Annotated in this window: 22 protein-coding genes; 11 read left to right on the top strand and 11 right to left on the bottom strand. The window is 70.6% G+C overall.

All coding sequences use genetic code 11. The annotated features are described in order from the left end of the window. The first annotated feature begins 66 nt into the window (after window positions 1-66). The 6 genes from LCN96_RS48480 (at window position 67) to LCN96_RS48505 (ending at window position 5804) form a co-directional block, all read left to right on the top strand. Window positions 67-1056, top strand: a complete 990-nt coding sequence (locus LCN96_RS48480) for a sigma-70 family RNA polymerase sigma factor (protein WP_225269159.1) — start codon at window positions 67-69, stop codon at window positions 1054-1056. A gap of 42 nt (window positions 1057-1098) precedes the next feature. After that, window positions 1099-2214: a steroid 3-ketoacyl-CoA thiolase gene (locus LCN96_RS48485; RefSeq protein WP_225269160.1), complete on the top strand. Its 1116-nt coding sequence runs from the start codon at window positions 1099-1101 to the stop codon at window positions 2212-2214. 65 nt (window positions 2215-2279) lie between these two features. Then, window positions 2280-3302, top strand: a complete 1023-nt coding sequence (locus LCN96_RS48490) for an MBL fold metallo-hydrolase (RefSeq protein WP_225269161.1) — start codon at window positions 2280-2282, stop codon at window positions 3300-3302. Window positions 3303-3327: 25 nt separating this feature from the next. Continuing rightward, a complete protein-coding gene (locus tag LCN96_RS48495) occupies window positions 3328-4008 on the top strand; it encodes a FadR/GntR family transcriptional regulator (RefSeq protein ID WP_225269162.1) in 681 nt (226 codons plus the stop codon). 82 nt (window positions 4009-4090) lie between these two features. Then, complete coding sequence (locus LCN96_RS48500; RefSeq protein ID WP_225269163.1) at window positions 4091-5038, top strand: DNA polymerase ligase N-terminal domain-containing protein; 948 nt, start codon at window positions 4091-4093, stop codon at window positions 5036-5038. An 82-nt stretch (window positions 5039-5120) separates the two neighbouring features. Then, on the top strand, window positions 5121-5804 hold the full coding sequence (locus tag LCN96_RS48505) for an ATP-binding protein (RefSeq protein WP_225269164.1): 684 nt from the start codon (window positions 5121-5123) through the stop codon (window positions 5802-5804). A gap of 30 nt (window positions 5805-5834) precedes the next feature. Here the strand turns inward: LCN96_RS48505 and LCN96_RS48510 are convergent, their stop codons facing one another. From LCN96_RS48510 to LCN96_RS48540, 7 genes are all read right to left on the bottom strand, one after another. Then, the gene (locus LCN96_RS48510; protein ID WP_225269165.1) at window positions 5835-6770 is read right to left on the bottom strand and encodes an aldo/keto reductase; all 936 of its coding nucleotides are present in this window, start codon (window positions 6768-6770) and stop codon (window positions 5835-5837) included. Window positions 6771-6878: 108 nt separating this feature from the next. Then, entirely contained in the window at window positions 6879-7859 is a 981-nt protein-coding gene (locus LCN96_RS48515) for an ABC transporter permease (RefSeq protein WP_225269166.1), read from the bottom strand. Window positions 7860-7864: 5 nt separating this feature from the next. After that, window positions 7865-9346: a sugar ABC transporter ATP-binding protein gene (locus LCN96_RS48520; protein WP_225269167.1), complete on the bottom strand. Its 1482-nt coding sequence runs from the start codon at window positions 9344-9346 to the stop codon at window positions 7865-7867. Beyond that, window positions 9347-10369: a sugar ABC transporter substrate-binding protein gene (locus LCN96_RS48525; protein ID WP_225269168.1), complete on the bottom strand. Its 1023-nt coding sequence runs from the start codon at window positions 10367-10369 to the stop codon at window positions 9347-9349. 32 nt (window positions 10370-10401) lie between these two features. Then, window positions 10402-11136, bottom strand: a complete 735-nt coding sequence (locus LCN96_RS48530; RefSeq protein WP_225269169.1) for an SDR family NAD(P)-dependent oxidoreductase — start codon at window positions 11134-11136, stop codon at window positions 10402-10404. After that, window positions 11133-12461: an L-fuconate dehydratase gene (locus LCN96_RS48535; RefSeq protein ID WP_225269170.1), complete on the bottom strand. Its 1329-nt coding sequence runs from the start codon at window positions 12459-12461 to the stop codon at window positions 11133-11135. The genes LCN96_RS48530 and LCN96_RS48535 overlap by 4 nt, the downstream gene beginning before the upstream one ends. Beyond that, window positions 12458-13303: a fumarylacetoacetate hydrolase family protein gene (locus LCN96_RS48540; RefSeq protein ID WP_225269171.1), complete on the bottom strand. Its 846-nt coding sequence runs from the start codon at window positions 13301-13303 to the stop codon at window positions 12458-12460. The genes LCN96_RS48535 and LCN96_RS48540 overlap by 4 nt, the downstream gene beginning before the upstream one ends. Window positions 13304-14013: 710 nt before the next feature. On the opposite strand from LCN96_RS48540, the gene LCN96_RS48545 reads away from it, so the two are divergent. Beyond that, window positions 14014-15198: a cytochrome P450 gene (locus LCN96_RS48545; protein ID WP_225269172.1), complete on the top strand. Its 1185-nt coding sequence runs from the start codon at window positions 14014-14016 to the stop codon at window positions 15196-15198. Between the two features lie 153 nt (window positions 15199-15351). Here the strand turns inward: LCN96_RS48545 and LCN96_RS48550 are convergent, their stop codons facing one another. The 4 genes from LCN96_RS48550 to LCN96_RS48565 all read right to left on the bottom strand — a co-directional run bounded on the left by LCN96_RS48550 (window position 15352) and on the right by LCN96_RS48565 (window position 19168). After that, window positions 15352-16041: a DUF559 domain-containing protein gene (locus LCN96_RS48550; protein WP_225269173.1), complete on the bottom strand. Its 690-nt coding sequence runs from the start codon at window positions 16039-16041 to the stop codon at window positions 15352-15354. A 576-nt stretch (window positions 16042-16617) separates the two neighbouring features. Continuing rightward, entirely contained in the window at window positions 16618-17454 is an 837-nt protein-coding gene (locus LCN96_RS48555) for an SRPBCC family protein (RefSeq protein WP_225269174.1), read from the bottom strand. Then, window positions 17447-18028 carry a transcriptional regulator gene (locus tag LCN96_RS48560; protein WP_225269175.1) on the bottom strand — a complete coding sequence of 194 codons (582 nt, stop codon included), beginning with the start codon at window positions 18026-18028 and terminating at the stop codon, window positions 17447-17449. Before LCN96_RS48560 ends, LCN96_RS48555 begins: the two co-directional genes overlap by 8 nt. A 111-nt stretch (window positions 18029-18139) precedes the next feature. Then, window positions 18140-19168 (bottom strand): GDP-mannose 4,6-dehydratase, encoded by a 1029-nt coding sequence (locus LCN96_RS48565; protein WP_225269176.1) that lies wholly within the window; start codon window positions 19166-19168, stop codon window positions 18140-18142. Between the two features lie 251 nt (window positions 19169-19419). Between LCN96_RS48565 and LCN96_RS48570 the strand changes: the two genes are divergently transcribed. From LCN96_RS48570 to LCN96_RS48585, 4 genes are all read left to right on the top strand, one after another. Next, window positions 19420-20670 carry a glycosyltransferase family 4 protein gene (locus LCN96_RS48570; protein ID WP_225269177.1) on the top strand — a complete coding sequence of 417 codons (1251 nt, stop codon included), beginning with the start codon at window positions 19420-19422 and terminating at the stop codon, window positions 20668-20670. 3 nt (window positions 20671-20673) lie between these two features. Further along, the gene (locus tag LCN96_RS48575; RefSeq protein ID WP_225269178.1) at window positions 20674-21384 is read left to right on the top strand and encodes a class I SAM-dependent methyltransferase; all 711 of its coding nucleotides are present in this window, start codon (window positions 20674-20676) and stop codon (window positions 21382-21384) included. Next, a complete protein-coding gene (locus LCN96_RS48580) occupies window positions 21381-22424 on the top strand; it encodes a glycoside hydrolase family 15 protein (RefSeq protein ID WP_225269179.1) in 1044 nt (347 codons plus the stop codon). The genes LCN96_RS48575 and LCN96_RS48580 overlap by 4 nt, the downstream gene beginning before the upstream one ends. Window positions 22425-22569: 145 nt before the next feature. Then, window positions 22570-23550, top strand: coding sequence for a DUF1702 family protein (locus LCN96_RS48585; RefSeq protein ID WP_225269180.1), 981 nt, complete (start codon window positions 22570-22572; stop codon window positions 23548-23550). The last annotated feature ends 5 nt before the right edge of the window (window positions 23551-23555 follow it).

Raw genomic sequence — 23555 nt, forward strand, 5'->3', positions numbered from 1 at the left:
GCTAAGTTTTGAGCCTTCTTGGCCGGGGTTCGGCTTTCTGTCGGTGGCGGAGGCTATACAGGGGGCATGACCGACAAGCCGACGAACGAGGATTTCCTCCGGCTGGCTGACCCCATGCGGCGCGAGCTGCTGGCCCACTGCTACCGCATGATGGGTTCGGTGCACGACGCCGAGGACCTCGTGCAGGAGACCTACCTACGCGCGTGGCGCGGCTACGAGAACTTCGAGGGGCGCTCCTCCCTGCGCACCTGGCTCTACCGCATCGCCACCACCACCTGCCTGACCGCGCTCGACAACCGCGCCAAGCGCCCCCTGCCGACCGGGCTGGGCGCGCCGAGCCTGGAGGCGAGCGCGCCGCTGGTGCAGGACAACGAGGTGCCGTGGCTGGAGCCCGTGCCCGACGCGCTGGCGGGCGTCGGCGGCGACGACCCCGCCTCCATCGTGACCTCGCGCGAGAGCATCAGGCTCGCGCTGATCGCCGCGCTGCAGCACCTGCCGCCCCGCCAGCGGGCCGTGCTCATCCTGCGCGACGTGCTCAAGTGGAAGGCCGCAGAGGTGGCCGAGGCCGTCGGCACCTCCGTGGCGGCGGTCAACAGCATCCTGCAGCGGGCCAGGGCGCAGCTCAGCGAGGTGTCGCCGAGCCTCGACGACCCGGTGGAGCCGCTGACGCAGGAGCAGCGGGCCCTGCTCGACCGCTACGTGGCGGCGTTCGAGAGCTATGACGTCGACGGCCTGGTCGACCTGTTCACCAAGGACGCGGTGTGGGAGATGCCGCCGTTCGTCGGCTGGTATCAGGGCCCCGAGACGATCGCGGAGCTGACCAGGACCCAGTGCCCGGCGGAGAAGGCGGGCGATCTCAAGCTGGTGCCCGTCGCCGCCAACGGCCAGCCGGCCTTCGCCCTCTACTACCGCCGGGGCGAGGTGTACGAGCAGTTCGCGATCGCGGTGCTGACGTTCTCGGGCGAGCGGATCGGCCACGTCGGCATGTTCTTCGAGCAGTCGCTGTTCGAGACGTTCGGGCTGCCGGCCAAGTGGGAGGGTTCCGAAACAAAGTAGAACGCGTTACAGTCGCGCCAGAGCGTCGTTCTGGAGGCGGCCATGGGCACACCGGTAATAGTCGAGGCCGTTCGCACGCCCATCGGCAAGCGGGCGGGATGGTTGTCGGAGCTCAAACCGCAACAGGTTCTGGCCACAGCGCTGAACGGGCTCGTCGCGCGTTCGGGCCTCGATCCAGGGGCGGTGGAGCAGGTGTTCGCCGGCTGCGTGACCCAGGCCGGCGAGCAGGGCGGTCACGTCGGCCGGCACGCGTGGCTGTATGCCGGGCTGCCCTACCAGACGGGCGTCACCACGGTCGACGCCCAGTGCGGCTCCTCCCAGCAGGCGGTGCACCTGGCGGCGGCGCTGATCGGCGCCGGCGTGATCGAGGCCGGCATCGGATGCGGGGTCGAGGTGATGAGCCGGGCGCCGCTGGGCAGCAACGTGCGCCCCGCGCAGCCCAGGCCCGACGACTGGAGCATCGACCTGCCCGACCAGTTCACCGCCGCCGAGCGCATCGCGCGACGACGCGGGCTCACGCGCGAGCGGCTCGACTGGTTCGGGGCGCGCTCGCAGCACCTGGCCGGCAAGGCGTGGGCCGACGGGCGGTTCGAGCGCGAGATCGTGCCCGTCGGCGAGGTCCGCAGGGACCAGGGGCTGCGCGAGACGACGGTGGCGGGCCTGGGCGGGCTCAAGCCGGTCGCCGAGGGCGGGCTGCACACGGCCGGCACCTCCTCGCAGATCTCCGACGGAGCGGCGGCCGTGCTGGTGACCAGCGAGCAGGCGGCGCGGCGGCACGGGCTGCGGCCCAGGGCCAGGATCCTGGCGCAGGCGCTGGTCGGGGCGGAGCCGTACTACCACCTGGACGGGCCCGTGCAGGCCACGGCGCGCGTGCTGGAGACGGCCGGGATGACGATCGGCGACATCGACAGGTTCGAGGTGAACGAGGCGTTCGCCTCGGTCGTGCTGTCCTGGGCGAGCGTGCATGAGCCCGACCTCGACCGGGTGAACGTCAACGGCGGCGCCATCGCGCTCGGCCACCCCGTGGGCGCCACGGGCGCGCGGCTGATCACCACCGCGCTGCACGAGCTGGAGCGGTCGGACTCGGCGACCGCGCTGATCACCATGTGCGCGGGCGGCGCCCTGTCCACGGCGACCATTCTCGAACGCATCGGCTGATCAGGTATCTGACCGCCATTCTCGGCGCTCGGAGCACATATGCACTTTTCTCGATCGGGGAGCAGATGAAGTCCAGGCGCAGGCCGTACGCAGAGCAGCGCCCGCAGGAGCTCGGCGGCGGGGTGTTCAGCGTGCCCGTGCCGATACCCGGCAACCCGCTGGGCTACACGCTCGTCTACGCCGTCGAGTCGCCGCGCGGCCCGGTGCTGGTCGACGCCGGCTGGAACCATCCGGACGCCTGGGAGGCGCTCAGCGGCGGGCTGGCCGCGCTGGGGCTGGACGTGGGCGCGGTGAGCGGGGTGGTCGTCACCCATTTCCATCCCGACCACGCCGGGCTGGCGGGGCGGGTCAGGCAGGCGTCCGGCGCCTGGATCGCCATGCACGAGCACGACGCGGCGCTGGTCAGGCTGATGCACGAGTTCGCCGACGGCGAGCATGCGGCTTTCCAGAGCGACATGCTCAGGCGGGCGGGGGCCGATCCGGGCGAGGCCAGGCAGGCCATGGGCGAGCGGCCGGCCCCGCCCGCGCTGCCGGACCGGGAGCTGCGTGACGGCGACCTGGTGGACCTGCCGGGGCGCAAGCTGCGTGCCGTGCACACCCCCGGTCACACCCCCGGCCACATCTGCCTGCACCTGGAGGACGCCGACCGGCTGTTCACCGGCGACCACGTCCTGCCCGACATCACCCCGCACGTCGGCATCTATCCCTACGATCGCGACGACATCGATCCGCTGGGCGACTTCCTGGACTCGCTGGACCGCGTGGGCGACCTCGGCCCTCTCGACGCCCTCCCCGCCCATGAGTGGATATTTCCTGATGTGGCCGCGCGGGCCGCCCAGATCCGCCACCATCACGAGGAGAAGCTCGAACGGCTGCGCGCCCTCCTGGTCCAGCGGCCGCAACCGCTGACCATCTGGGAGGTCGCCGCGATGATGACGTGGAACAGGCCGTGGGCCGAGCTGGCCCCGCCGCTGAAGGGCATGGCGGCCGGCGAGGCCGCGGCCCACTTGCGTACCCTGGAGGCCAGAGGACAGGTGCGCCGCGTCTCCGGTGTCGATGCCGTCCGCTTTCACGCTCTAGACTCCTAGACATCCGATGTCTAGGGAGAAAAGCGTGGCGGTCACCGATGCGGCCATCGACAAGATCAAGCAGATGATCCTCTCCGGCGAGCTGGCCCCGGGCGACCGGCTGCCGAAGGAGGCCGACCTCGCCGAGCGGCTCGGCCTGTCACGCAACTCGCTGCGCGAGGCCGTGCGCGCGCTGTCGCTGATCAACGTGCTGGACGTGCGGCAGGGCGACGGCACGTACGTCACCAGCCTGGAGCCCCGGCTGCTGCTCGACACCATGTCGTTCGTGCTCGACCTGCACAGGGACGACACCGTGCTGCAGTTCTTCGAGGTGCGCCGCATCCTGGAGCCGGCCGCCACCGCGATGGCCACCGAGCAGATGTCCGACGCCGACATCGCCGAGCTGCGGGTGGTCCTGGAGTCGCTGCCCGCCCGGCCCACGGTGGAGGAGCTGGTGGCCAACGACCTGCAGTTCCACCTCCGGATCGCGCAGGGGTCGGGCAACAGCGTGCTGTGCTCGTTCATCGAGAGCCTGTCGGGGCCGACCACCAGGGCGCGGATCTGGCGCGGGCTCACCCAGGAGGGCGCGATGGAGAAGACGCGGGAGCAGCACACCGCGATCTACGAGGCCATCGCCGCCCGCCAGGCCGACGTCGCCCGCTCCTGGGCCACGGTGCACGTGGCCGGCGTGGAGTCGTGGTTGCGCCGGGCACTGGAGCTCGACTGACGCCGTAGGCACACATCGGAGGGCTGCCCGCTCGAACGCGCCCAGCGCCTACGAGCCCGCCCGACCGGGTAGTACCGCTCCTGTGTCCGACAAACTCTCGAAATACCGGAGCAAACGCGACCCGAAACGCACCCCAGAGCCCGTCCCCGACGCCCCCTCCCCCTCCCCCGGCGGCAACGCCTTCGTCATCCAGGAGCACCACGCCCGCTCCCTGCACTGGGACCTGCGCCTGGAACGCGACGGCGTGCTCGTCTCCTGGGCGGTCCCCAAGGGCCTGCCGGCCGACCCCGACACCAACCACCTGGCCGTGCACACCGAGGACCATCCGATGGAGTACCTCACCTTCCACGGCGAGATCCCCCAGGGCGAGTACGGCGGCGGCACCATGACCATCTGGGACACCGGCACCTACGAGACGGAGAAGTGGTTGGACCGCGAGGTCAAGGTCGTCCTGCGCGGCGAGCGGGCCAGCGGCCGGTTCGTGCTGTTCCAGACCAGGGGCAAGAACTGGATGATCCACCGGATGGGCGCCGCGGTCCGCGACCCGTTCCCGTCCGTGGCGCCCATGCTGCCGTCGCCGCGCGCCCGGCTCCCCAAGGACGTCTGCGCGTACGCCTTCGAGTTCGCCTGGGGCGGCCGGAGGCTGCTGGTGCCCATCGACGGCGGCCGCACGGACGCGGCCCGCGAGCATCCGTGGCTGCGCGGGCTCGCGGAGTCGTTCGGCAGCCGCACGGCGGTGCTCGACGGGGAGGTGGTCACGCTCGGCGGGGCGGAGATCCTCCTCTGCTACGACCTGCTGTACGACGACGGGCGCTCGCTGCTGGACGAGCCCTACACGGCGCGGCGGGCCGCCCTGGAGGCGCTGGAGCTGACCGGCGCCCGCTGGCAGACCGCGCCGTCCTGGCCCGGCGAGGCGGGCGCGGTCCGGCAGGCGGCCCGCGAGCAGGGGCTGCCCGGGGTGGTGGGCAAGCGGCTGGACTCGCCGTACGAGCCGGGGCCGTCGAAGTGGTGGCTGTTCGTCGAGTCCTGAGCCATGGCGACTTCTGCGTCACGTCGGCGGCGACCGTTGCGTCAGGGATATGGCGACCGATGCGTCAGCAGTGTGGCGACCCATGCGTCACAGCGGTGTGTCATGCTGGTCCGCCCTGATCGCGCGGGACGTACGGCAGCTCGCCGAGATCGAGCGCGGCCCCGAGATGCGGGCACTGATAGACCTCCTGACCGCCCGTTCCGGCCAGCTGCTGGTCGCCAACGGGTTGAGCAACGAGCTCGGTGTGTCCGCGAGCACGGTCAACCGCTATCTCGTCCTGCTCGAAGAGGTCTTCCTGATCAAACGCGTGCCGGCCTGGTCCAGAAACCTCAGCAACCGCGCGGTCGCCACCCCGAAAGCGGCATTCACGGATTCCGGCGTGGCGGCGAACGCTCTCGGAGCCGACGCCCGCGGGCTCATCCGCCCGGGTGGCGCCTTCGGGCCGCTGCTGGAGGGTTTCGTGCTCATGGAGCTCGCCCGCCAGCTCACCTGGTCCGATGAGCTGGTGGAGCTCTACCACTACAGGACCAAGGACGGCACCGAGGTGGACGCGGTGCTGGAGAACCGGCAGGGACGCGTGGTGGGCATCGAGGTCAAGGCCGCCTCCACCGTGCGCGCCACGGACTTCAAGGGGCTCAAGCACCTCGCCGACCGGCTCGGGGACGACTTCGTCGCGGGCGTGGTGCTCTACACCGGCACGCAGACTCTCCCGTTCGGGGATCGGATGAGAGCCAGGCCGGTCGGCGCGCTGTGGGAGGTCGGGTAGGCCCGCCGAGGCGACGGGCCCGCGCGACCCTCACGTGGCCGCTGCCAGCAGCCCCTCCCCCTCCAGGTCCGACCACAGCTCCTCCGGCACCGGCCGCGACCACAGCTCCGCGTTCCGCCGGACCTCCTCCGGTGTCCGCGCGCCCAGCACGATCGTGGCGATCGCCGGGTGACGCAGCGGGAAGGCCATGGCCGCGTGCGGCAGCGTGACGTCGTGCCGCTCGCAGACCCGGGCGATCCTCGTGGCCCGGTCGAGCAGCTCCGGCGGCGCCGGCGCGTAGTCGTAGGTGCCCGCCGGCTCGTGCGTCGCCAGGATGCCGCTGTTGAACACCCCGGCCGCCAGCACCTGGACGCCCCGCCTGGCGCACTCGTCCAGGAGCGGCAGGCCCGACTGGTCGAGCAGGGTGTAGCGGCCGGCGAGCATGACGACGTCGATGTCGGTCTCCTGGACGAAGCGCAGCGGCGCCTCCCACTGGTTCATGCCGACGCCGACGGCCCGCACCCGGCCCTCGGCGCGCAGGTCGGCCAGCGCCGGGTACGCCTCGGCGATCGCCTGGTCCACGTGGTCGTCCGGGTCGTGGATGAGGGCGAGGTCCACGGCCGGGAGCCCGAGGCGTACCAGGGAGTCGTCCAGGGAGGTGCGGACGCCGTCCGCGGAGAAGTCCCACACCCGCTCCAGGTCCCCGGCGACGTCGAAGACGTCGTCGTCGCGGCCGTCGCCGGACGCCTTCGGCCGCAGGAGGCGGCCGACCTTGGTGGACAGGAGGTAGCCGGACCGGCCCGCGAGCGCCGCGCCCAGGCGGCGCTCCGAGAGGCCCAGGCCGTAGTGGGGGGCGGTGTCGTACAGGCGCACCCCGCTCTCCCACGCCGCGTCCACCGTGGCGCGGGCCTGCTCCTCGGCGACCTCGTCGTACAGGTTGCCGATGGGTGCGCCGCCGAAGCCGTGACGGGGCAGGTCGATCGCCATCAGTCGTGCACCCTTCCGCCCGCGTTCGCCATCAGTCGTGCGCCCTTCTGCCCGCGTTCGCCATCAGTCGTGCGCCCTTCCGACCCCGCTCGCCACCCGCGTTCGCCATCAGTCTTGTGCCTTTCCGCCCGCGATCCGGCTGATCATCAGGGCGATGAGGATGATCGAGCCGTAGATGACCGGCTGCCAGAACCCGGAGACCCCGATGAGGGTCAGGATGTTCTGGACGAGGCCGATCACCAGCACGCCGGTGAGCGCGCCGAGGATCGTGCCCTTGCCGCCGTCCATGCTGACACCGCCGATGACGGCCGCGGCGAACACCATGAAGATCCAGCCCACGCCCTGGTTGTTGCCGATCGCGCCGAGGCGCCCGGTCTCCAGGATGCCGGCCAGCGCCGCCAGCGTCCCGCCCAGGATGAAGACGCCGTACAGGACCCGGTCCACCCGGATGCCGGCGGCGCGGGCCGCGTCGATGTTGCCGCCGATCGCGTACAGCGCGCGGCCGAGCCGCAGGTAGCCGAGCCCGAAGATGCCGGCCGCGAACAGCACGCCGGCGATCCAGATGGCGGCCGGCAGGCCGAGCCACATGGCGCTGCCCAGGTAGAGGATCGACTCGGGGAGCTGGAACAGCGTCTTGCCCTCGGTCGGCCCCTGCAGGAAGCCGTGCACGATGATCAGCATGGCCAGCGTGACGATGAACGCCGAGAGCTGGAACTTGATGATCAGGAAGCCGTTGAACGCCCCGATCGCCGCCCCGATGAGCAGCGCGAACGGGATCACCAGCGCCCCGGGCAGCCCGATGCCGAACCCGCCCGCCGCCACCGGGATCACCAGCATCACCGCGATGGCCGGCGCGGTGCCGACCGTGGATTCCAGCGAGAGGTCGAACTTGCCGGCGATCAGGATCATCGCCTCGGCCAGCACGAGCAGCGAGATCGCGGCCTGCTGCTGGAGCACGTTCGTCAGGTTGCCCGCGGTCAGGAAGGTCGGGTCCAGGAACGCGCCCACGATCAGCAGGAGCACGATCACCGGCACGAGCGTCAGGTCGCGGAACCTGGCCAGCTTCAGCCGGGGGGCCGGCGCAGTCAAAGTCGTCACTCTTCCATGCCTTCCATCACGGCCACGAGCTCGTGGTCGGTCCAACCACGTGGCACGTCCTTCACCACCCTGCCGTGGAACATCACCAGCACCCTGTCGCAGATGCGCAGGTCGTCCAGCTCGTCGGAGACCACCACGGCCCCCGCCCCGCGCTCGACCGCGTCCTCGACGGCGCCGAGCAGGGCCTGCTTGGCCTTGACGTCCACGCCGGCGGTCGGGTTGATCACCACCAGCACGGTCGGGTCGTCCACGAGCGCCCTGGCGAACACCACCTTCTGCGCGTTCCCGCCGGACAGGTCGCCGACCGGCTGGTCGGGGCCCTCCGTCTTGATGTCCAGCGTCTCGATCATCCGCTCGGCCGTGGCGCGGCGCCTGGCCGGGGAGAGCATCCCGTAGCGGCCCAGCTTGCGGGCGATCGGGAACGTGGCGTTCTCCCCCACCGAGAGCAGCGGGACGAAGCCCTCGTGGTGGCGGTCCTCGGGCACGAACCCGAGCCCGGCCCGCATGGCGGCGGGCACGTCACCGGGCTTCACCCGGGTGCCGTTCACCGTGACGGTGCCGGTGTCGGGCCTGCGCAGCCCGACCAGGGTCTCGGCGAGGCCGACCTTGCCGCTGCTCGCGGAGCCCGCCAGGCCGACGACCTCGCCCTGCCTGACGGAGATGTCGATGCCCGTGTAGCGGCCCGCCAGGCTGAGGCCCGCGCCCTCCAGCACCACCCGCTCGCCGGGCGTGTGGTGGCGCGCCTCGTAGGCCGCCGTGGCCTCGCCCGTCATCGCGGCCACCAGCTCGTCGTGCGGCAGGTCGGCGACCGCCCTCGTGGTGACGTGCCGGGCGTCGCGGAAGACGGTGACGCTCTGGCAGATCTCGTAGACCTCGTCGAGGTGGTGGGAGATGTACATCATCGTGACGCCCTGCTCGCGCAGCGACCGCATGCGGGTGAACAGCCGCTCGATGGCCGGGCCGTCCAGCCGCGCCGTCGGCTCGTCCAGGATGATGAACCTGGCCCCGAACGACAGCGCGCGGGCGATCTCCACGAGCTGACGCTGCTCCACGCTGAGGTCGCCGGCCAGCGCCTGCGCGTCCACGTCCACCTCGTACGTGTCCAGCAGCTCGCGCGCCCTGGCCCGCAACGCCCGCCAGTTGATCCTGGCCCCCTTGGCGGACTGGCGGTTGAGGAACAGGTTCTCGGCGACGGTGAGCGCCGGGATGATCGTGGACTTCTGGTAGACGCAGGCCACGCGCTGCCGCCAGGCGTCCCGGTCGGCCAGGGCGGGCGCGGCCTCTCCCGAGAACCGCACCTCACCCTCGTCCGGCCGCTGCAGCCCGGTCAGGATCGACACGAGCGTGGACTTGCCCGCGCCGTTCCTGCCGACGAGCGCGTGCGTCTCGCCCTCGGCGATCACGATCTCCGCGCCGTTCAGCGCGGTGGTCGGGCCGAAGCGCTTGACCACGTTCCTGGCTTCGACGTGCGTGTTCATCTACTTGACCTGGTTGCCCCAGAGGGCCTTGTCGTCCACGTTCTCCTTGGTCACCAGCGGCGCGGGGAGCTGGTCCTCCAGGCCGTTGGGGAGCTGGATGATCGTGCTGTCGTGGTCGGTCGGGCCCGGCTTGAACGTCTTGCCCTCCGCCGCGGCCTTGGCGTAGAAGAGGGCGTACTTGGCGTACAGGTCGGCCGGCTGCGACACCGTCGCGTCGATGTCGCCCTTGCGGATCGCCTCGAACTCCTGCGGGATCCCGTCGTTGGAGATCACGAAGATGTGCTTGGGGTCCTCCGGCGCGACCAGCAGCCCCTTCTGCTTGAGCACCTGCAGCGTGGGCGCCAGGTGCACGCCGCCCGCGTGCATGTAGATGCCCTTGATGTCCGGGTTCTGCTCCAGGCGGGTCTGCAGCATGGACGCCGCCTTGCTGCCCTCCCACTCCGTCGGCTCACTGAACACCGTGATGCCGGGGAACTTCGTCTTCATGCACTCCGAGAACGCCTCCGACCTGTCACGGCCGTTGATCGAGCTGAGCGCGCCCTGGAGCTGCACGACCTTGCCCTTGCCGCCGAGCTTCTCGCCGAGGAACTCGCACGCCTTGGTGCCGTACGCGCGGTTGTCGGCGCGTACGACCATGTAGACCTTGCCCTTGTCCGGACGGGTGTCCACGGTGACGACCGGGATCTTCTTGTTCTCCAGTTGCTGGAGCGTGTTGGCGATGGCGCCGGTGTCCTGCGGGGCCATGACGATGACCTTGGCGCCCTGGCCGGTCAGCGCCTGCACGTTGTTGACCAGCTTGGCCACGTCGTTCTGCGAGTTCGTGGCGGGCATGAGGTCCACCTTGAGCTCGCCGGCCATCTGCGGGACGTACTTGATGTAGGAGTTCCAGAAGTCGGAGTCGGCGCGCGGGTGGTCGATGCCGACCTTTCCGCCGCCGCTTCCTCCTTCCGCCGTGGTGCCTGATCCGCACGCGGTCGCGACCGCCAACAGGGCCGCTGCCGCGACCGCCCGTCCGAACTTCATGGGGGGTTACCTTCCTTAGTCGCTTGGCCCGCTCAGTTGGCGGGCCGGAGCCGCAGCCCCTGCATGCCACCGTCGACCGCGAGCGCGGTGCCGGTGGTCGAGGCGGACTCGGGGCTCGCGAGGTAGGCGATCGCCGCGGCCACCTCCTCCGCGGTGACCAGGCGGCCCATCGGCTGCCTGGCGTTCAGCGCCGCCCGCTCCGCCTCGGGGTCGTCGGCCGCGTCCAGCAGCCTGCCCACCCACGGCGTGTCGGCGGTGCCCGGGTTGACGCAGTTGACGCGGATGCCCTCGCGGAGGTGATCCGCCGCCATGGCCAGCGTCAGCGACAGCACCGCGCCCTTGGTGGCGCTGTACAGCGCCCGCTGCGGCAGCCCGGCGGTGGCCGCGATCGAGCAGGTGTTCACGATCGCGGCGTGCTCGGACCTCCTCAGGTACGGCAGCGCCGCGCGCGCCACCCGCACCATGCCGAGCACGTTGACGTCGAACACCCGGTGCCACTCGCTGTCCGGGTTGTCCTCGATGGTGCCCTGCGCGCCGATGCCCGCGTTGTTCACGAGCACGTCGATGCCGCCCATCCGCTCGGCCGCCTCGGCCACCGCCGCGCGTACCTGCGCGTCGTCGGCGACGTCGGCCTTGATGCCGACGAACGGCTCACCCGGCGGGTTCAGGTCCAGACAGGCGACCGTCATGCCGCGCCCGGCCAGCGCCTGCGCCGTCGCCAGGCCGATGCCGGACCCGCCGCCGGTCACGACCGCTCTCAGACTCACGCCTCATCCCTCCAGACCTCGCCACCGGGGTACGTGTGGGCGGCGATCGACTCCGCGTGCATCTCCGCGCTGAACCCGGGCCTGGACGGCGCCACGTACCGGCCGTCGCGGATCACCACCGGGTCCACGAAGTGCTCGTGCAGATGGTCGACGTACTCGATGACGCGGCCGTCCATGGTGCCGGTGACCGCCACGTAGTCGAACATCGACAGGTGCTGCACCAGCTCGCACAGCCCGACCCCGCCCGCGTGCGGGCACACCGGCACGCCGAACTTGGCCGCCAGCAGCAGGATCGCCAGGTTCTCGTTGACGCCGCCGACGCGGGCCGAGTCGATCTGCACGAACGAGATGGCCCCGGCCTGCAGGAGCTGCTTGAACACGATGCGGTTCTGGACGTGCTCGCCCGTGGCCACCGGCACCGGGGCGATGCCCCTGGCGATGGCGGCGTGCCCGAGCACGTCGTCGGGGCTCGTCGGCTCCTCGACCCAGTGCGGCCTGAACTCGCTCAGCGCGCCCACCCACTCGACGGCCGAGCCGACGTCCCAGCGCTGGTTGGCGTCGATCGCGATGGGGAAGTCGGGCCCGCACACCTCGCGCGCCACCCTGAACCTCCGCCTGTCGTCCTCCAGGTCCGCGCCGACCTTGAGCTTGATCTGCCCGAACCCTTGCTCCAGCGCCTCCTTGCAGAGCCGCCGCAGCTTCTCGTCGTCGTAGCCGAGCCAGCCGGGGGACGTGGTGTAGGCCGGGTAGCCCGTCTCGATCAGCCGCTCGATCCGCCCCGCCTTGCCCGCCTCCTGCCCGCGCAGGATCTCCAGGGCCTCGTCCCTGGTCAGCGCGTCGCTCAGGTAACGGAAGTCGATCAGCTCGACGATCTCCTCCGGCGCCATCTCCGCCAGCAGCCGCCACAGCGGCCGGCCCGCCCGCTTCGCCTTGAGGTCCCACAGGGCGTTGACCACGGCGGAGATCGCCATGTGCATGACGCCCTTCTCCGGGCCCAGCCAGCGCAGCTGCGAGTCGCCCACCATGTCGTGGTAGAGCGCGCCGAGGTTCTCCACGTCCTTGCCGAGCACGTACGGCTTCAGTGCGCTGATCGCCGTGGTCTGCACGTCGTTGCCGCGGCCGATCGTGAACGCGAACCCGTGCCCCTCGTACCCGTCGTCCGTCTTGAGCACCACGTAGGCGGCGGAGTAGTCGGGGTCGGGGTTCATCGCGTCGGAGCCGTCCAGCTCGCGGGAGGTCGGGAAGCGCACGTCGTGCGTCTCCATCTCCACGATCCGGTACGCCCCCGGCGCGGCGGCCGTGGCGGGACCCGTGGCGGCGCTCATGCCTGCCCCACTGTCTGCCGCTGCCGCCCGAGCCCCTCGATCTCCAGCTCCATGACATCCCCGGCCCGCAGGTACGGCTGCCCGGGCATGCCCATGGCCACGCCGGCGGGCGTACCGGTGTTGACCACATCGCCGGGCTCCAGCACCATGAACTGGCTCAGGTACCGCACGACCTCGGCCACATCGAAGATCATGTTCTTGGTGTCGCCGTCCTGCCGCAGCTCCCCGTTCACCCGGAGCCGCATCGCCAGGCTCTGCGGGTCGCCCACCTCGTCAGCCGTCACCAGCCACGGCCCCAGCGGGTTGAACGTCTCGCACGACTTCCCCTTGTCCCACTGTCCGCCCCGCTCCAGCTGGAACTCCCGCTCCGAGACATCGTTGGAGATCGCATACCCGGCCACCACGCCGAGCGCCTCCTCCCGGCTGCCGAGGTAACGGGCCCGCTGCCCGATGACCACGGCCAGCTCCACCTCCCAGTCGGTCTTCACGCTGCCCCGCGGCACGAGCACCTCGTCGTACGGACCGACCATGGTGTTACTGGCCTTCATGAACACGACCGGCTCCGCAGGCACCGCCGCACCGGACTCGGCGGCGTGGTCGCTGTAGTTCAGCCCGATGCACACGATCTTCCCGGGCCGCGCGATCGGCGCCCCGACCCGCACCCCGTCGCTCTCGACCACGGGTAGCTCACCCCGCTCGAGCGCCTGCCGGACACGCGCCACTCCCCCGGAAGCGAGGAAAGCCCCGTCGATCTCGGGCTCTCCGATGTCGCGCAGGTTACCGGCGTCGTCCATGACCACCGGCCGCTCCTGACCGACGGGTCCTACTCGCAGCAGCTTCACACCGCATCCTTCTTATCGATACATCGGATGTCTCGTTTCAAGATGCTCGTGCTGGTGACGGGAGTGTGTCAAGGGCAACAAGGGGGATACATCCGATCCGTGACCACGACATACACCCGCAAACTTCCCGTCCCGGTCTGTGAAGCCACTTAACCGGGCCGAGCCGGGTGTTCCCGTAGGCGAAACTCCGTCCGCGCATACATCCGACCACAAACCCTTCACCGTCCCCACCCTCCTGCCACCCTGATGACCTGCACGCATCACCCGGCGCGGTGCGGCCCGGCGCGGTGCGGCGCGTGACGGCGCGGCGCGTGACGGCGCGGGGCGGCCGGCATCGCAGACGAGGCAGGGCGGCGCGACGCGGGGCGCGACGCGGGGCTGGGTGCGACGCAGGGCGCGACGCAGGGCGAGGAGCGGGGCGGAACGCGGCGCGGGCGCGGGCGCGGTGCGACGCGAGGCGGGGCGCGGGCGCGGCGCAGGGCGGCGCAGGGCGGCGCAGGGCGGCGCAGGGCGGTCCGACAACGCGAGGCGACGCAGTGCCGGGCGTCCCACCGCAACGCGGTGCCATGCGAGACCTACGCAGGCCAGCGCCATTTCAGGCCAGCATGCATCAGGAACGATCCATGCCCATCCTTGACGCCCGTACAGCTCCGTAATAGAACACGTTTCAGATACGCAATAACCAAGCGCTTGATCAAGAGGTGACCCGCGTGCACATCGACCTTGTCGACAGGGACATTTACGCGAACGCCGGCCCACCCCACGACCAGCTCACCTGGCTGCGCGCGAACTCTCCCGTCCACTGGCACGAGGGCGAGCCCGGGTTCTGGGCGGTGACCCGCTACGAGGACGTCGTACACGTGTCGCGGCACTCCGACCTCTTCTCCTCGCACCGTAAGCTCGCCCTCTTCGAGGACCTGCCGGAGGACCAGATCGCGCTCCAGCGCCTCATGATGCTCAACCAGGACCCCCCGGAGCACACGAGGCGGCGCTCCCTGGTCAACCGCGGCTTCACCCCGCGCACGATCGGAGCGCTCGAACAGCACATCCGCGACATCTGCGATGACCTCCTCGACAAGCTGACCGGCGAGATCGACTTCGTCACCGAGGTCGCCGCGCCCCTGCCTCTGTACGTGATCTGCGAGCTGCTCGGAGCCCCGGCGACCGATCGCGACAAGCTCTTCAACTGGTCCAACCGGATGATCGGCTCCCAGGACCCCGACTACGCCGCCAGCCCGGAGGAGGGCTCCGGCGCCGCCATGGAGGTCTACGCCTACGCCAACCAGCTCGCCGCGCAGCGCAGGACGAACCCCAGGAACGACATCGTCACCAAGCTCCTCCAGCCCGACGAGCACGGCGAGACCCTCGGTGAGGACGAGTTCGACCTCTTCGTCCTCCTTCTCGTGGTCGCCGGCAACGAGACCACGCGCAACGCCGCCTCCGGCGGCATGCTCGCGCTCTTCGAGCACCCCGACCAGTGGGAGCGTCTCGTCGCCGATCCGTCCCTGGCGAAGACGGCCGCGGACGAGATCGTCCGCTGGGTCTCCCCCGTCAACCTCTTCCGGCGCACCTCGACCACCGACCAAGTGCTCGGCGGTCAGGAGATCAAGGAGAACGACAAGGTCGTGGTCTTCTACTCCTCCGCCAACCGCGACACCTCCGTCTTCCCGAACGCCGGCACCTTCGACATCGCCCGTGACCCGAACCCGCACATCGGCTTCGGCGGCGGTGGAGCCCACTTCTGCCTGGGCAACCACCTCGCCAAGCTGGAACTCCGCATCCTCTTCGAGCAGCTGGCCCGCCGCCACCCCCGCCTGCGCCAGACGGGCGAGGCCCGGCGGCTGCGCTCCAACTTCATCAACGGCATCAAGGAACTGCCGGTGACCATCGGCTGACTCACCTCCGGCTCGTACCGGGTGAGATGGCCATGGGGAGCGGCCGTCCGCTCAAGGCAGAGCCGCAGCCGCCGAGCAGCACAAGCTTGCGAGCCGCTGCCATCGCGATGCCGCGTCGATGGGTGACGTCCATGACGGTGGACGGCGACGGGGTCATCGTTGGCCGCCGAGGAGAGGTAAGCGGTAGCGGCGGCTGCGGCGGGCTGCGCGGATGCGGCTCAGGATGCGGATCGTGCCCTGGGGGCCCGGGCGCCAGCCGCGTTCGATCAAGGCGCTGGCCACGTGGTGGAGGAGGTCGGCGATCTGGCCGGGGATGACGTCGCGGCGGACGGCGATCACGCGCCAGCCGCGTCGGCGTAGCTCTTCGCGGCGGTCGGCGTCGTGTTGCTGGTCGCTGGATGAGGTGTGGTGTTCCTGACCGTCGTACTCGACCGCGACCTTGAAGTCCTCCCAGCCCAGGTCGAGGTAGGCGAAGCGGTCTTCGCCCAGCTCCACCCTGATCTGGGTGGTGGGTCTGGGGAGGCCGCCGTCCACCAGGATGACCCTGAGCCAGCTCTCCCGGGGAGAGGCGGCGCCGCGGTCGGCGAGGCTGAGGGTTTCGCGGAGGGACCAGGTGTTGAGGGGGCGGTGCCACAGCGCTTCCAGGTCCACGCCTCTGCGGGCGAACTGGTCGAGGGCGGCCACGGCGTCCATGCGCGGGAGCCAGCGGGCGCAGTCGAGGGCCGTGCGTTCGATGGTGGTGAGGCGGATGCCTCTGTGCTCCGTGATGTCCTCGGCGGGAAGAGGCACCACGTAGGTGACGCAACCGGGGATGGCGAGGTGGCGGGGGGCGGTCAGCTCCACCGGCCAGTCTTCCTCTGGGGTGGGGAGGGTTTTGATGCCCCAGATGTGAGCGGCGGTCTGACGGCTGATGGTGGCTTGTGGGGCTGATCGGGTGATGATGCGGGCGCGGTACAGGAGGGAGCGCGTTGGTGAGGTGTTGGGGGGTGGTGAGGTCGTAGGGGTATGTGGAGATGAGGGGAGCGGTGGAGTCATGGCCCCAAGGGTGCCGGGCTGAGCTGAGGGGGAAGGGGCCGAACGGGGTTCTGTGGATGACGGTCGCGGGCGCCGTCCGACGCAGTACGACGGTTGGGGGCGCCGTCCGACGCAGCCGCCGTCGAGCGCACGCATCGCCAGCCGTCGCGCCCCCCACCCCGGCGGTAGGACGCCTACCTGAGCTGGCATTGGATGGGCGTGACATGGGAGCGGCCTGACATGGTGCCTGGCATGGTGTGGGGGCATCTCGCGAAGCGGTAGCGCGGGAGGCGTAGCGCGGGAGGCGTAGCGCGGGCCTGGCCTGGCATGGCGCCGGGGTCAGGTCGCCACCACGCCGTACCACGCCGCCCGCACCACGCCACCAGGCCGGACCAAGCTGAGCACCTAAGCCATGATGACCGGCTTCCACTCCGCCATCTCCAGATAACGCCGCAACTCCGCCACCCCCGACAGGAACCCACCCCACCCCGCGTACGGCGGATCAGCCTGGTCGAACCCACTCTGCACCAGCGTCAACCGCGTCTTCCCACCGGACCCCGCCAGCTCCCATGTCCCAACCCCCACATCCCCCCAGTCCACAACGAACTTCTGATCGGGCACCACCTCCAGTACCTTGGCCGGTTCCGGATTGTCGTCGAACCCCCCCATGGCCAGCCGCCCGCCCTCGTACGGCTCGATCTCGATCCTGTAGCCGAACCACCGGGTCACCGCCTCCGAGTCGGTGATCGCGTGGAACACCTCGGCCGCCGACGCGTCGATCTCGACCTCGACCCGCATGTCCGTGGAGGTGTAGTCCTGCATCGGCGTGAGCGCGCGGCCCTCCAGGTGCTCGGCCAGGTTGGTCAGCACCTGGCACCAGTACGTCTCGAGCACCCCCCGGATGCTCTTGCCCGTGATGACGTCCTGGAAGTCGAAGTGGGTCTGCGACAGGGTGAGGATCGTCCGGTCGCCCCCGTCGGGCTCCACCGACAGCTCGGAGGTGGTCTCCTCACCGTCGAGCAACCAGGCGAAGCGCACCGAGCGCTCGTCGGCGTGCAGCAGCCGCTGGTGCGGCGCGTCGCCCTCCGGCGTCGTACGCCCCCAGAACGCGAACCGTCCGGGCAGCTCCACCTCGACGTGCTCCGCCAGCCAGACGCGCAGGTCGTCCGGGTCCGTCAGCGCGCGGCTCACGCGTTCGACCGGTGCCGGGATGCTCGCGCGGATGATCAGGGGGTCAGTCATCGGTCTCGTCTCCTTCTGGGGCTTGGGCGGCGGTCTGGGGATAGCAGGCGAGGGCCAGCTTGAAGGCGTCACCCTCCGCCCCGCCGTAGCGGGTGAACAGGCCTTGCAACAGGCTCTGCAACTCGTTCAGGAACTCCTGGCGGCTCTCCGGGCGCACGCGGATCTCTCCGGACAGTCCGATGGACGGCAGCTCCGGGGCGGTCCTGTCGAGCGCCGCGATGTCGGCCTGGACCTCCTCCATGAGATCGAGCAGGTAGCCGAGGCTGAGCTGGTCGCGGGCCTTGCGCAGGCCGAGCCGGCCCACGAGGCGGGGTGACAGCCAGTACGAGCGGGCGCCGGCCTGGTAGATGCCCTCGTGGATGCCGCGCACCTTGCGTTCGGACACCTGGTCGACCAGGCCCGCCTCCACCAGGCGCTTGACGTGGTAGTAGACGCGTTGTGGGGTCTGGCCGAGCCGTTCGGCGACCTCCGAGCAGGTGCGGGGCTCGGCGAGTTGCCTCAGCACTTCGATGCGCTGGGGCTTGAGCAGGGTCTCGGCCTGCTCGATCTCTTCGAGGTACAGGACGTCTCTCATCGCAAAAGCGATTTTTTACGTAAAAAAATGGCTTGTCAATGGGCATGCGAAAAGCGGAGGCGGCACCTCAGAGAACGAGCGCCTCCGGAGTGACAGGAATCACAGGCGAGATCAGGGCCAGGAGCTGTCGTCGTGCGGGTCCCCACCGTCCGTGAGCAGCCGCAGATCAGCCTCCACCATCATCGCCACCAGCTCATCGAAGGAGACCCGAGGCTCCCACCCCAGCTGCACCCGGGCCTTCTTCGGATCCGCGCAGAGCAGATCCACCTCCGCCGGCCGATGCAACGTCTGATCGGTGACGACGTACCGCTCCCAGTCGAGCCCAGCGGCGTGGAAGGCGGCCTCCACCAGCTCCCTGACCGACTTCATCCGCCCGGTCCCGATGACGTAGTCCTCGGGCTTGCCCGCCTGCAGCATCAGGTGCATCGCCTTGACGTAGTCGCCGGCGAACCCCCAGTCGCGCCGCGCCTCCAAATTCCCCAGCCGCAGCTCGGTGGCCAGCCCCAGCTTGATGCGGGCCACCCCGAGCGACACCTTCCTGGTGACGAACTCGGCGCCACGCCGCGGCGACTCGTGGTTGAACAGGATCCCGGAGACGGCGAACATCCCGTACGACTCGCGGTAGTTCTGGGTGAGGAAGTGCCCGTAGGCCTTGGCCACCCCGTACGGGGAGCGCGGGTGGAAGGCGGTGCGCTCGGTCTGGGGCGTCTCGCTGACCTGGCCGAACATCTCGGAGGACGAAGCCTGATAAAAGCGGATCTGTCCGCTGGCAGCCGCCGAAGCTCCCCGCGACACGCCCGAGCACACCCGGATCGCCTCCAGCATGCGCAGCACGCCCATCCCGGTCACCTCGGCCGTGAGCTCGGCCTGCTCCCACGACATGGGCACGAACGAGATCGCCCCGAGGTTGTAGACCTCGTCCGGCTGCACCCGTTCGACGGCGGAGATCAGCGACCCCTGGTCCAGCAGATCACCGCGCACCACCCGGACGTCCGTCAGCAGCTTGCGCATCCGCGACACGCGCGGGTTCGCCTGCCCGCGGGCCAGCCCCCACACCTCGTACCCCTGCTCCAGCAGGTGCTCCGCCAGATAGGAACCGTCCTGGCCGGTGATGCCGGTGATCAGAGCGCGCCTGGCCAAGGGGTCCTCCAACTATCGCCTGCCCTGTCCCTTTGAGACGGGAATGTACAGCTAAGCACCCCACAAGCACATCGGGCCACATAGAACACGTTCCACCGAACCACGCTCGGTTACAGCAATGTCGCAGTTCGCACGCCCTGCGACGGCCATTGTGAACAATTCCACCTGACCTACCGAATGGTAGCCTTCTCGGACTAAGGTCATCTTTCACGGTACACGCCCGACTCCGGGCCCTACCGGCGGAGAAAGGGGTGTCCGTGCGGGAGCGAAGGCTGCGGATCGCGCTTCTGTCCTACCGCAGCAAGCCCACCTGTGGTGGCCAGGGGGTCTACCTCCGCCACCTGAGCCGGGAGCTGGTCGCGCTGGGGCACCACGTCGAGGTGTTCTCCGGCCAGCCCTACCCCGAGCTGGACGAGGGCGTCATCCTCCGGAAGGTGCCCAGCCTCGACCTCTACCGCGACGAAGACCCGTTCAGAACGCCCAAGCTGCACGAATACCGCGACTGGATCGACTGGCTGGAAGTCGGCACCATGTGGACCGCCGGGTTCCCCGAGCCGCTGACGTTCACCCTGCGCGCCCACCGCGAGCTCAAGAAGCGCGTCGGCGACTTCGACGTCGTGCAGGACAACCAGACCCTCGGGTACGGCCTGCTCGCCATCCAGAAGCTGTTCCCCGTGGTCGGCACCATCCACCACCCGATCAGCGTGGACCGCCGCATCGAGCTGGAGGCGGCCCAGGGCGTCAAGAAGCTCACCATGCGCCGCTGGTACGGCTTCGTGAAGATGCAGTCGCGCGTCGCGCCGCAGCTCAAGCCGATCCTGACGGTCAGCGAGTCGTCGCTGGCCGACATCCACCGCGACTTCAACGTCCCCCAGGCGAACATGCGCCTGATCCCGCTCGGCGTCGACACCCGCTACTTCCACCCGCGCCCCGGCAAGCCCAGGCGCAGGGGCTCGATCGTGGCCGTGGCCAGCGCCGACTCCCCCATGAAGGGCGTGGCGACGCTGCTGCGGGCGGTCGCGAAGCTGGCCACCGAGCGCGACGTGAACCTGACCGTCGTCAGCAAGCCCACCCCGGGCGGCCCCACCGAGCAGCTCGTGCAGGAGCTGTCGCTGCAGGACCGGGTGCGCTTCGTGCACGGCATCTCCGACGACGAGCTGGGCGAGCTGATCGCCACCTCGGAGATCTCGGTCGTGCCGTCCCTGTACGAGGGCTTCTCGCTGCCCGCGGTCGAGCACATGGCCTGCGGCACGCCGCTGGTCGCCAGCCGTACGGGCGCGCTGCCCGAGGTGGTCGGCGACGCCGCTGTGCAGGTGCCGCCGGGCGACCCCGAGGAGCTGGCCGCGGTGCTGCGCCGCCTGCACGACTCACCGGAGGAGCGCGAGCGGGTCGGCAAGGCCGGCTACGACCGCGTCATGGAGCGCTACACCTGGCACGTCGTGGCCAAGCGCACCGTCGAGGCGTACCACGAGGCGATCGAGAACCACAAGAGGAGAGGCTGACCAGTGCTGACCGTGGACTTCGCCCGACTCCCCGTCGGCCCGGGCGTGCGCGTGCTCGACCTGGGCTGCGGCGGTGGCAGGCACGCCTTCGAGGTGCTGCGCCGGGGAGCGGACGTGATCGCGTTCGACATGGACCAGTCCGAGCTGGACGGCGTGGCGAGCATGTTCGTGGCGATGGACAAGGCGGGCGAGGTGCCCGACGGCGCGACCGGCGAGACCGTCCAGGGCACCGCGCTGGACATGCCGTTCGAGGACGACAGCTTCGACCGGGTCATCGCGGCGGAGGTGCTGGAGCACATCCCCGACGACATGGCGGCCATGCGCGAGATCTTCCGCGTGCTCAAACCGGGCGGCACGGCGGCCGTGACCGTGCCCAGCTTCCTGCCCGAGCGCATCTGCTGGGCCCTGGACGAGGACTACCACACGGCTCCCGGCGGCCACGTGCGCATCTACACGCTCGCCGAGCTGTCGGCCAAGCTGAAGTCCATCGGCTTCGAGATCGGCCCGCACCACCACGCTCACGGCCTGCACGCGCCTTACTGGTGGATCAAGTGCGCGGTCGGCGTCAACAACGACGAGCACCCGCTCGCCAAGGCCTACCACGAGCTGCTGGTCTGGGACATCATGAAGCGCCCCGCCGCCACCAGGATCGCCGAGGCCCTGCTCAACCCGGTCATCGGCAAGAGCGTGGTCCTGTACGTGCGGAAGCCATGATCTCCCGCGAGGAGGTCGTCCGCACGGCCCGGAGCATCGCGGCCATCCAGCAGGACGACGGCGGCGTGCCCTGGCCCGAGGGCCACGTGGACGCGTGGAACCACATCGAGTGCCTGATGGCCATGTCCGTGGCGGGCCTCGACGAGCCGGTCCGCCGCGGCTACGCCTGGCTGGCCCGCCACCAGCGCGCCGACGGCGCCTGGCCGATGAAGCTGGTCGGCGGCGTGCCCACGGAGCCGAACGGCGAGACCAACCACGCCGCCTACGTCGCGGTCGGCGTGTGGCACCACCACCTCGTCACCGGCGACCAGCGCTTCACCGAGGAGAGCTGGCCGATGGTCAAGGCCGCGCTCGACTTCGTGGCGGGCCTGCAGACCGAGCGGGGCGAGATCGTCTGGGAGCGCGACGCGCACGGCAGGCCGGGCGCGTACGCGCTGCTGACCGGCTGCTCCTCCATCCACCAGGGGCTGCGCTGCGGCGTGCTGCTGGCCGACCACCTGGGTGACCCGCAGCCGCACTGGGAACTGGCCGCCGACCGGCTGGCGCACGTGCTGTCGGCGCACCCCGAGGCGTTCGCGGACAAGAGCCGCTACTCCATGGACTGGTACTACCCGGTGCTGGGCGGGGCGGTGCGCGGGGCGCAGGCGTTCGAGCTGCTGGAGCGCGAGTGGCCGACGTTCGTGGTGCCGGGGCTGGGCATCCGGTGCGTGTCCGACCAGCCGTGGGTGACGGGCGCGGAGACGTGCGAGCTGGTGCTGGCGCTGGACGCGCTGGGTGAGGAGGAGCGGGCGCACACGCTCTTCGCCGACATGCAGCACCTGCGGCACGAGGACGGCTCGTACTGGACCGGCTGGCAGTTCGCCAACCGCAAGCACTTCCCGCACGAGCGCTCCGGCTACACCGCCGCCGCCGTCGTCCTGGCGGCCGACGCGCTGCTCGGGCTCTCGCCGGGATCGGGGCTGTTCCGCGACATCGACGGGACCGCCGTGTTCGACCCGGAGGTGTGCGGCTGCGCCGCCGTGCGCACCGAGGGCCTCTGAGACGCCCGCACAACCGCTTTTGCCGGTTCTTTGCCCATACCAGCCGGTGCGCCGCCGATGGGTCGCTCAGCGGGCTTACTAGCTTCTGAGTGACGTACGAGGCGTCTTCGGGGGAAGCGTGGGCGACACGGGCACACCATCGTTCTTGGACCAGGTCAGGACCGAGCCGACACCCGGGCCGGCGCTGTCGGGAGCCGGCGGGCTGCGGCGGTTGCTGGCCAAGGATCCGCTGGAGTCCGATCTGAGCCGGCGCAGGTTCCGCCACAGGGGCGGCGCCCCGCGCACGATCTTCATGCAGGCCGAGCGGTCGTACGTGTTCGGGTACAACGCGGTGATGTCACGAGAAGCCGAGAAGATCGAGGAGCTGCCCGAGGACCAGCGCCCCTTCGCCTACGAGGGGGCCGCGGCCGGCTGCACGCTGCTCGACCTGCTCACCCTGACCCGGGGCCGGCGCCTTCACGAGCTACTGGCCGGCCCCGCCCAACCTCACCGCCACGCCGCCTACCTGGGCGCCGGGCGCGCGTACGCGCTGGCGCGGCTGCGCCCGGTATGGGGCGCACGGCGGGCGCACCCGCTGCTGCGCTGGCTGGCCCTGGACGGTTTCGGCTTCCAGTGGAGCCTGTCGAGGGCCGACCGCATGGTGGGCGAGCGCACCATGCCCGACCTGCTCACCAGGGCGCACTGCGCGCTGTTCGACCAGGGGCTGGGGCGGCTGCTGTGGTACCACGAGGGCGGCGCGCCCGACGACGTCTCCGCCCGGATCGGCAGGTTCCCCATCCCGCGGCGGGCCGACCTGTGGAGCGGGGTCGGGTTCGCGGCGGCGTACACGGGCGGCGCCGAGGCCGACGAGCTGTGGTCGCTGACCGAGCGGGCCGGGGCCGACGGCTTCCGCGCGTACCTGGCGCAGGGCTGCGCCTTCGCGGTGGCGGCGCGGCTGCGCTCGGGCGAGCTGCCCGGCCACACGACGCGGGCGGCGCCGATCCTGGCGGGCGCCGAGCCGGAGGAGGCGGCCTCGTGGACCGACCGGGCGCTGATCGCGCTCGGCCACGAGGCGCACACGCACGAGGACTTCCAGAGCTGGCAGTCGCAGACCCGCCGCTCGTGGACCCGCCGCCACCACCGCTAGCCGGG

Source organism: Nonomuraea gerenzanensis (genome assembly GCF_020215645.1).
Lineage (GTDB): Bacteria > Actinomycetota > Actinomycetes > Streptosporangiales > Streptosporangiaceae > Nonomuraea > Nonomuraea gerenzanensis.